Annotated in this window: 1 protein-coding gene; it reads left to right on the top strand. The window is 58.9% G+C overall.

What is annotated here, in order from left to right; genetic code table 11:
• Positions 1-336 (top strand): FG-GAP-like repeat-containing protein (locus GM30_RS03780; protein ID WP_193391770.1); only part of this gene is annotated, 336 nt, incomplete at both ends.

The following is a 336-nucleotide window of genomic DNA, read 5'->3' as shown; positions in this document are numbered from 1 at the left end:
CTACGACCGGGATGGTGACGGATACGTCGACCTCGCCTACGGGGATAACACGCCGAACGATGAAGAAGCCGGCCAGGGTTATGACACCACGTTTGTTAATAACGGTGAGGGCATGTTCAGCAAGGATCCGTCGCTGGTATGGGATCCGACCGGGGCGCCTGCAAACCGCTATGGTGAGCGGTATCAGGCCACACCTGAGAAGATGGTGTCGAGCGTCGACCTTAACAACGACGGCGTGACGGATCTCGTCTACCTGGGCGGTGCGGGATACAACTACATCAGTGGTAACACCAACGCGCAGAACTCCGGTGACGCCAACCGTCTGGTCGTCGCCAG

It is taken from the genome of Trabulsiella odontotermitis (genome assembly GCF_001188485.1).
Classification (GTDB): Bacteria; Pseudomonadota; Gammaproteobacteria; order Enterobacterales; family Enterobacteriaceae; genus Trabulsiella; species Trabulsiella odontotermitis_A.
The sequence above is the reverse complement of the archived record's forward strand: the minus strand, read 5'-3'. Positions and strand labels throughout refer to the sequence as shown.